Source organism: Reinekea sp. (genome assembly GCF_982785585.1).
Window position 1 is genome coordinate 71,906 of the sequence record NZ_CEYAVF010000014.1, and the last position, 8,292, is coordinate 80,197.

At 51.4% G+C, this 8,292-nt stretch carries 10 protein-coding genes; 5 read left to right on the forward strand and 5 right to left on the reverse strand.

What is annotated here, in order from left to right:
- Nucleotides 1–63: 63 nt before the first annotated feature.
- Nucleotides 64–444 carry a hypothetical protein gene (locus AC4FIC_RS07580; protein WP_273284003.1) on the reverse strand — a complete coding sequence of 127 codons (381 nt, stop codon included), beginning with the start codon at nt 442–444 and terminating at the stop codon, nt 64–66.
- A gap of 281 nt (nt 445–725) precedes the next feature.
- Here AC4FIC_RS07580 and AC4FIC_RS07585 point away from each other — a divergent pair, with 281 nt between their 5' ends.
- From AC4FIC_RS07585 to minE, 4 genes are all read left to right on the forward strand, one after another.
- Nucleotides 726–2,213, forward strand: a complete 1,488-nt coding sequence (locus AC4FIC_RS07585; RefSeq protein WP_100258003.1) for an XRE family transcriptional regulator — start codon at nt 726–728, stop codon at nt 2,211–2,213.
- Nucleotides 2,210–2,902 (forward strand): septum site-determining protein MinC, encoded by a 693-nt coding sequence (gene minC / locus AC4FIC_RS07590; protein ID WP_100258004.1) that lies wholly within the window; start codon nt 2,210–2,212, stop codon nt 2,900–2,902. Before AC4FIC_RS07585 ends, minC begins: the two co-directional genes overlap by 4 nt.
- 72 nt (nt 2,903–2,974) lie before the next feature.
- The gene (gene minD, locus AC4FIC_RS07595) at nt 2,975–3,784 is read left to right on the forward strand and encodes a septum site-determining protein MinD (protein ID WP_100258005.1); all 810 of its coding nucleotides are present in this window, start codon (nt 2,975–2,977) and stop codon (nt 3,782–3,784) included.
- 1 nt (nt 3,785) lies between these two features.
- Nucleotides 3,786–4,037, forward strand: coding sequence for a cell division topological specificity factor MinE (gene minE, locus AC4FIC_RS07600; RefSeq protein WP_100258006.1), 252 nt, complete (start codon nt 3,786–3,788; stop codon nt 4,035–4,037).
- A gap of 111 nt (nt 4,038–4,148) precedes the next feature.
- On the opposite strand, the gene trxB is transcribed toward minE, so the two are convergent.
- Entirely contained in the window at nt 4,149–5,093 is a 945-nt protein-coding gene (trxB, locus tag AC4FIC_RS07605; RefSeq protein WP_273283998.1) for a thioredoxin-disulfide reductase, read from the reverse strand.
- A gap of 141 nt (nt 5,094–5,234) precedes the next feature.
- Entirely contained in the window at nt 5,235–6,038 is an 804-nt protein-coding gene (ampE, locus tag AC4FIC_RS07610) for a regulatory signaling modulator protein AmpE (protein WP_273283996.1), read from the reverse strand.
- 207 nt (nt 6,039–6,245) lie between these two features.
- On the opposite strand from ampE, the gene nadC reads away from it, so the two are divergent.
- Nucleotides 6,246–7,103: a carboxylating nicotinate-nucleotide diphosphorylase gene (gene nadC, locus AC4FIC_RS07615; protein WP_100258009.1), complete on the forward strand. Its 858-nt coding sequence runs from the start codon at nt 6,246–6,248 to the stop codon at nt 7,101–7,103.
- 5 nt (nt 7,104–7,108) lie between these two features.
- On the opposite strand, the gene AC4FIC_RS07620 is transcribed toward nadC, so the two are convergent.
- Together AC4FIC_RS07620 and AC4FIC_RS07625 are read right to left on the reverse strand one after the other, a co-directional pair.
- A complete protein-coding gene (locus AC4FIC_RS07620) occupies nt 7,109–7,651 on the reverse strand; it encodes a pilin (protein WP_420541397.1) in 543 nt (180 codons plus the stop codon).
- Nucleotides 7,652–7,735: 84 nt separating this feature from the next.
- A partial coding sequence (locus AC4FIC_RS07625) for a pilin (protein ID WP_476195972.1) occupies nt 7,736–8,292 on the reverse strand: 557 nt, incomplete at its 5' end.

The following is an 8,292-nucleotide window of genomic DNA, read 5'->3' on the forward strand; positions in this document are numbered from 1 at the left end:
GCAGAGGATCGCTCAGATCAGATGACAGACTCGCAAAGGAGTCTAACCGGAGCACCTAAGCACCTAAGCACCAAAGGATTTCATCTGTCGATTGGGGATGGCGCTGATAAGCGACAAACGCTGAACTTCTTCCGCCGATGAACGGATCCAGGCTTTTACTCGATCTTCGCTTAGAGCAACCGTATCGGGCAGCAGAAACCATTGTTCATAGACCCTGCCGTGGGCGACCCAGTGCCGCTTTTGGCACAGATCGGTGAGTTCGGCTGCCAAGGCTGGATGGAGCGCCCGAATGCCCACTTCACCAGCGATATTGACCACCAGGCACAATTGGTTGTTGACCCGTATGACATGTTCACCGAAATAGATGCCGACTTCCGGCGCTAAGATTTCAGGCACATATTGCATTAAGAAATGAATGCGCCGCGAACGGTTCACTTTATCCATACCTGATGTTCCTTGTAACAATCTAACGCCGACTACCCTGCTGACGCACCCACATGAGTGGGCTTTAATGGTACCAAAAGGTCGCCGAATTGCCAGTTCCCCATTGGATCAAGGCCGAGTTAAAAAATCTTTTGATCGAACATTTCGACCTAATGAGTACGCCAAGTCCACATCTGGTAGGCCCCTATCGGTAAAGCTGGGACGCTATTCACAACATAGCATTGAGTTAAGGGCCAACAGTCTCTAAAATCCATTTCGCTACTGGCGAACTAGAGAACTGCATGGAAATAAACAGCGAAAGCTTAAGATTCATACTTGGGGTTAAGATCAAGCAATTTCGGCTAACAGCCGGTTTCTCCCTGAAACAGCTGTCCGAAAAAACAGGACTATCGATATCCTACCTGAGCGAAATCGAAAAGGGCAAAAAGTACCCAAAGCCCGAAAAGATCGTCCAAATCGCCTATGCATTGAACAGAACCTTTGATGAACTGGTTTCCCTGCAACTGGATGATGATTTAAATCCGCTCTCGGCTCTGCTCAATTCACCCGTATTAAAAGACTTCCCGCTCAAGCAGTTTGGTATCGGTTTAGCCGACATATTCGATCTCGTCAATGACTCGCCCAGTAAAGCCGGCGCCTTTGTCCGGACCTTATTGGAGATAAGTCGCGGTTACGATATGAACGTCGAGCATTTCTTGCTCGCATCCTTACGTTCCTATCAAAAGATGCATTTAAACTACTTCGAAGAGCTCGAGGCCGCAGCGCACGATTTTCGCCTGCAAAATCGCATTGCTGAAAGCAGCGGCATCGGCCAAAGCTGGCTGGAAGCCATGCTGCGCGACGAATTTCAGTGCACTATTCATTATGATGACTTCAGTGGCTCGCCCGAATTACAGCCCTTGCGCTCGATCTGCCCGAGCCCAAAACAGCTGTGGATAAACTCTAAACTACTGCCGCAGCAAAAAAAGTTTATCTTGGCGCGCGAAATTGGTTATCGCATTCTGAAGTTAAAGGTTCGCGCCGAGACGTCTTCCTGGATTAAGGTGGAAACCTTTGAACAGGTCTTTAACCACTTCAAGGTCTCTTATTTTGCCGGTGCGCTGCTGATTCCGGAAAAGCAAATCATCAAGGACCTGTCGCATTGGCTGACCCATGACACCTTTCAAGGCGATGCCTTGTCGAAACTCATGAGCCAGTACGACGCGACGCCGGAAATGTTTCTCTACCGCATGTCTCAACTGATGCCAACCCACTTTGGCCTGTCCAAGATGCACTACATGCGGCTCAATCATCAGCTCGATAACAATGACTTCCGGATCACCAAGGAACTCAACCTGACCAATGTGTTCACACCGCGCAGCATTGGCCCAGGCGAACACCATTGTCGCCGTTGGGCGGCCACAGCCGGGCTGAAAAACCTCGCTGACCAGAAGTCGACACAGGAGCTGGTGCAGGTGTCTGCCCAACGCAGCACCTTTGTCGGCCAAGACAAGACGTTTTTCAATATAGCGGTTGTGCGCAGCAAGTCCTTAGGTGAAAACACCAATACCGGCATGACGCTGGGGTTCTTGATCAATGATCAGTTTAAAAACAAGGCCGCCTTTTGGAACGACGCCAGCGTGCCCAATTCCGACGTCAATGAGACCTGTGAGCGCTGCCCACTGACCGATTGTGAAAGTCGCGCATCGACACCGACCATCCACGACTCGCTGGAACGTAAAAACTCCCGCGAACGCGCCCTGCAAGACTTTATAGACGGACATAAATGAACTCACCCATCAAGCCAGCCTTTAAATTACGCAGCCGCAGGGTCGCCAGCCACCAAATACCCGTCACCAGTTTAGTGGTGGCAGATTTCCAAAGCCTGTTGGTAGACACATTGCGCAAGGCACCGGCTCTGTTTCTGTATGCACCGACCATATTGGACCTCAGTGCCCTCGAGGGTGAAGTCGACCCGGCTCAATTAGAAGCCATCATTGTCGGCTGCCGGAGCGAAAAACTGATTCCCTATGCGCTAACGGGCAACAGGGAACACCATCAGGCGTTGGCGTTCAGCCTGAATTTGGCTTGGATAGAGCCGCGCTCGGGAGCAAAACCGAAGACCAACAGTGCGCCTATTGAGCAGGCAGAAAGCATCCGCAAGACCCAGGTAATCAGCACGCCCATTCGCTCTGGCCAGCAAATTTATGCGCGCAATGCCAATTTACTGATAATGAACCAAGTCAGCGCCGGTGCGGAGGTTGTCGCCGATGGCAATATTCATATTTATGGCACCTTGCGCGGCCGAGCGATTGCCGGTGCGCAAGGACGGGAGCAGAGTGAGGTAGTTTGTCAGAAGATGCAGGCGGAGCTTATCGCCATTGCCGGCACCTATCTGGTTCAGGAAAATTTCCCTGATGGCAGCGGCGCGGCCCGCTGTCATCTAGTGGATAACAATATTTTAATCGACTATTTATAGCGCTTAATTGATCCAGCATTCAGCTTCCGTTAGTCTACCCCCTTTAACTTAATCCCTAAGAAGGAATGACCCTTGGCGACTATTATCGTTGTTACGTCTGGTAAAGGCGGCGTAGGCAAAACCACCACGAGCGCGGCCATCAGTATGGGTCTGGCATTGGCCGGACGCAAAACCGTGGTGATCGATTTTGACATTGGTCTGCGTAATCTCGATATCATTATGAATTGCGAGCGCCGGGTGGTGTTCGATTTCGTCAATGTCATCCAGGGCGACGCCCTGTTAAACCAGGCATTGATCAAGGACAAACGCAGTGAGAATCTGTTTATTTTGCCGGCGTCACAAACTCGCGACAAGGATGCGCTGACCAAAGAAGGCGTTAAGATCATCCTCGATAAACTCAGTGAAACCTTTGAGTACATCATCTGCGATTCGCCGGCGGGCATTGAACACGGTGCCCTGATGGCCCTTTATTACGCCGACGAGGCCATAGTGGTGACCAACCCTGAAGTGTCGTCGGTCCGCGACAGCGACCGTATTTTAGGGATTTTACAGAGTAAAAGCTTCCGGGCTGAAAACGATCAGCCTCCGGTCAAGGAACACCTCTTGATCAGCCGCTTCGATCCGGCCCGAGCCGCTCGCGGCGAAATGCTCAGCATCGAGGACATAGAGGATATTCTAGCCGTCCCGTTGATTGGCATTATTCCTGAAAGTCAGGCGGTGTTAAACGCCTCGAATAATGGTACGCCGGTTATTCTCGATGAGAAAAGCGATGCCGGCCAGGCCTATAAAGATACGGTGGCGCGCCTGCTGGGTGAAGAGCGACCCCATCGTTTCCTGGAGGTCCAGAAAAAAGGCCTTCTGCAACGCGTTTTTGGAGGTTGATATGGCGTTTTTTGATATATTTTCACGCGACAAGGCGCCTCAATCGGCCAATATAGCCAAAGAGCGGCTCAAGGTGATTGTGGCCCATGAACGACGGGCTCGCAACGCCCCGGACTATTTGCCGGCCCTGCAGAACGATATATTGGCGGTAATCCGTAAATATGTCGATATTGAGCACGATCAATTGCAGATCGATCTCAATGACAATGGCAACTGCTCGATTCTAGAAGTGAATGTCAACTTACCCCGTTAAGGGGGCCGCATTAGGTCAATTGACGTCGGCGTAAGTGTTGAGCATAAAAAAGGGCAGCCCTAAGCTGCCCTTTTAAGTTTGACCCGCCCGCTTAGGCGACGCCGTTCAAACTTAGCTATCGAGAAATTTCTCAGCATCGAGCGCGGCCATGCAGCCGGTTCCGGATGAAGTAATGGCTTGCCGATAGTGATGATCCATGACGTCTCCGGCTGCAAACACCCCTTCAACACTGGTTGCGGTGGCATTGCCCTCGAGGCCCGATTGCACCTTGATATAACCACCACTCATCTCTAATTGACCGGCAAAGATCCCGGTGTTGGGCGTATGACCGATGGCGATAAAACAGCCGTGCACGGCAACGTCTTTAGTGCTGCCGTCCTGGGTGCTTTTCAGCCGAATACCGGTCACGCCCATCTCGTCGCCGAGCACTTCATCGAGTGTATTGTGCAGATGCAACTCGACCTTGCCTTCGGCGACCTTGGCCATCAGGCGATCGGACAGGATCTTTTCCGATCGGAAGGTATCCCGTCGATGCACAACATGAACCTTGCTGGCAATGTTGGCCAGGTAAAGCGCTTCCTCGACCGCAGTGTTACCACCACCGACAACGCAGACTTCCTTGTTGCGATAGAAGAAACCATCGCAGGTGGCACAGGCTGAGACGCCCTTGCCTTTAAAGGCCTCTTCACTCTCCAGGCCAAGATATTGGGCGCTGGCGCCGGTAGAAATAATCAGGGCATCACAGCTGTAGGTGCCCTGATCGCCGATCAGCGTAAAGGGTCGCTTGCTCAGGTCCGTGGTGTGAATATGATCGAAGATAATGTTGGTGTCGAAACGCTCCGCATGCTCCTTCATCTGCTCCATCAGTTCCGGGCCCTGCAATTCGGCATGCCCGCCTGGCCAGTTCTCGACCTCGGTGGTGGTGGTCAACTGACCGCCCATTTCCATACCTGTGATAACAACCGGTGATAAGTTCGCGCGGGCCGCATAGATTGCCGCCGTGTAGCCGGCCGGGCCGGATCCCAAAATAATTAGGGAATGATGTTTTACGCTCATGGTTCTAAGTGCCCTCTAAGGTCAAAAAACTGAATCAGATAATAGGTCATAGCATGGCGTGTTCCGCGCCAGAATCAAGCGCAAGCCAACTATAAGATCGATAACTTTTAGCTATAAGACAAACGGTTACCCAATTCTCGACTAGAAACCGAAAATCAACAGCACCGCCAAGCTTATCAGCCAAGTCATTTGGGCGCGTTTAATCAGTGCCAAGGTTTCATTCAACATCTCCTCTGGCGCCACGGAGCCCAAGGCCGATTTCAAACAGATCAACAACAGGACCCGATCGTCGCGGTCGAAATCACGAGCCTGCTCCAGCCAAACTTGGAAACACTGGCTGAAATTGCCCATTAGGCCCAGCGTTAAGGCCATCAGGCGCACCGGAATCCAATAGAGTGCCTGTTTAACGCGTTGAAAGAAGGCGTCGGCTTGCTCACCGCGTAGAGCGGTACTCATTAACCAGACTAATAGCACTCCGGGTGCGCCAAAGGCCATAAACCAGAATACCGAAACAAAAAACCGCTCCAGGTAGAGGTAGCTCATACCGGCCTGAACTCCCTCGTCCAACAGTTCGTCGTCTGGCTCATAGATTTCACCGACCAGGCCCAGCTCATCAACAGCCAGCTGCCAGGCGCCCTGCCGTTCACCCTGAGCGGTGAGCTGCTGGTACTGGGCAAGATTTTCGGGCTGATCACCGGACTGGAAGGCCAATAGCAGCAGAGTTACCGACAGAACCAGGTTGAAAATAAAATTATCGACCCACCACAGCAGACAGGCGACCAGCAGAGCTGGTAACAGGGCATAGATTACCATTGTCAATTTAGCACCTAAGTCGCGCCCAACGAGGTGGGCCCGCCAGCGTAATACCCAGGCCGTGGCCGGTTCGCCATGACCCGATAGGCTGATCGAGACCAGATACGCGAGAATGACCGATAGAAAATCCATAACGTTTTCCTAATGATGAAGAGCTATACAGTAATGAAACAGCCTACCACTTTACCAGAGCTGAAAGTCATAGTGCGCAATTTTCATCCAGGTGGACATTTGTCGCTGGGCCAGTCGCATCTGGCCAAGGCTCGAGGTAAACTAAGCGCGCTGATGGCCGCGCCTGACCAGGCCGCCCCCTAACCTGTTTGACCGAGTTGATTACCCATGTTTATTGCCGACCTGCCCTATGCCAAAACCCTACGCGACCACCTGGTGCGATCGATCCGCTTCGCGCTCGAAGAAGATCTTGGCAGCGGCGACATCACCGCTCTGCTGATTCCTGCGCAACAGACCTCTCAAGCCCAGGTCATCACCCGGGAGCCCGGCGTGTTGTGCGGCCGCGAGTGGTTCGAGGAAGTCTTTCGGCAAATTGATCCAACCGTCACGCTAAATTGGCTAAAGCAGGACGGCGATACCCTACTCGCGAACGACATCCTGGTTGAGCTACGCGGCAATACTCGCGCAATTCTAACCGCCGAGCGCAGCGCCTTAAATTTCCTCCAAACACTGAGCGGCAGCGCAACCCTGGCCCGGCGCTATGCCATGGCCGTCGCCGGCAAGGCGTTAGTGATCCTCGACACTCGCAAGACCCTACCCGGTTTACGCTTAGCACAGAAATACGCCATCGCCGTCGGCGGCTGCCAAAATCATCGCCTGGGTTTGTATGATATGTTTTTGATCAAGGAAAACCATATTGCCGGCTGTGGCGGCATCGCCAACGCCGTGAAACGCGCGCAAGAAATAGCGCCGGACAAAAAAATCGAAGTTGAGGTGGAATCGCTGGAGCAGTTACTGGAGGCATTGGACTTGCCGGTAGACGTTATCATGTTGGATAACTTCAATGTGCAGCAGACCGCCGAGGCGGTAAAACTCACCCAAGGTCGGATCAAGTTAGAGGCGTCTGGCAATATGGATTTAGAGCGCATCGCCGAACTGACGGGCGTGCTACCGGACTATGTCTCGGTGGGTAAGTTGACTAAGGATATAAGCTCATTGGATTTGAGTTTGCGGTTGGTGGGTTAGTCCTTTCAACTACATCCAGCAGGAAGATAAGAATCTTTCCATCCGCCCTGAGCCAATGGCACGGTTCTATCGACCGTGCAGCGCCACTGCCCAGAAATCAAACGCGCGATATTCACAATGGTTCCTTGCAAATTTGAAGCGCCTTGATTGGAGCCGCTATTGTCAAACTGGACTATTAATACCCCAGTACCATCGTTATTGAAGGGCCCGCTAGCAGGCGCCAGTCCTCCTGCACTCGCCGAATTACCAATCACAATAGCCAAGGTCAAGTTGGATTTAATATATCCAATATCGGTCGTATCAAAACTTGGATCGCCTCGGGTTAGAAACTCCTCAACAGCACTCTTATATCCCGACAACTCAGCAACCGATCTGGATAGTTGAGTCCGAGCTATATAATCTTGATACTGGGTTAGGGCAATGGAGGCTAATATACCAATTATTGCCACCACCACCATAAGTTCAATTAACGTAAAACCTCTAGATCTATTCATTCTATCCCCTCCAAAATACTCGGATATTTTCTGGTAAATCACTCTTGTACTCATACTAAGAGAGTCGGTTTCCGTAGACAAAAAAAAGGAAGCCAGCAGCTTCCTTTTACAATTACGCCCTAATACCCTAATTTAAAATTAGTCACAACCTGATGGCACATAAGATACTTTCCAGGTATCTGCTCCAGCTGGCGTAGTTGAATCAATAGTACAGGTCCAAGCTCCATTACCAGCTCGAGTCAAGTTAATGACCGTTCCGTTCACAATACCGGCTGCTTGACCGAGAACACCACTCGCCATCAGTAATGAAATGGTACCTTCCCCGGTATCAGTAAAGGGTTCCTGAGCACCCAATGTACCGTCACCTGCTGCTTCTTCACCAACACGTAGGCCAGATATTCCTGCCGCAGTAATTTGCGCCGTAGTAGCAGTTTTGGCGGCCGCAGCAATTGCCGCTGTCTGTGTGTTATCCACTAAGTTGGAGGATACAAAACCGAGATCCGCCGAGTTAAAGTTTAATTTACCGCGCATTAAATTTTCTTCAACAGCAGTCTTCAATCCGGATAATTCACCGACTACACGTTGAACTTGCGTACGCGCAATATAATCCTGATATTGAGGAATGGCGATGGCCGCCAATATGCCGATAATCGCCACAACGATCATCAGTTCGATTAAAGTAAAACCTTGTTGTT